This window comes from Dellaglioa sp. CoH-55-MRSF-9 (assembly GCF_056782155.1).
This window is the reverse complement of the sequence record NZ_JBXAYG010000108.1, coordinates 1-261: the sequence shown is the minus strand read 5'-3', so window position 1 is coordinate 261 and position 261 is coordinate 1. Positions and strand designations below refer to the sequence as shown.

Genomic DNA, 261 nt, shown 5'->3' with positions numbered 1-261 from the left:
AGTTGAAGCTGCCGCCGTCGCTGGCGAACGACTGGGCCTAACGCGGCTATTACGGCACGCTGAGCCACAATGCCAAGGCGGTCTACCAGTTCTATCTCGGCTGGTACGACGCCAATCCCGCCGATCTCAATCCGCTGCCGCGCGCCGAAGAAGCCAGGAAGCAGGTGGAGTATATGGGCGGCGCGGAGGCCACGATCAAACGTGCGCGCGAGGACTACAAGGCCGGGCAGTATCGATGGGTCGCCAGCGTGATGAGCAAGG

The 261-nt window shown here is 63.2% G+C and carries 1 pseudogene; it reads left to right on the top strand.

The features are described from left to right. Window positions 1-53: 53 nt before the first annotated feature. Window positions 54-261 (top strand): annotated as a pseudogene (locus AC1RPV_RS07980) (alkyl sulfatase dimerization domain-containing protein); the annotation flags it as partial.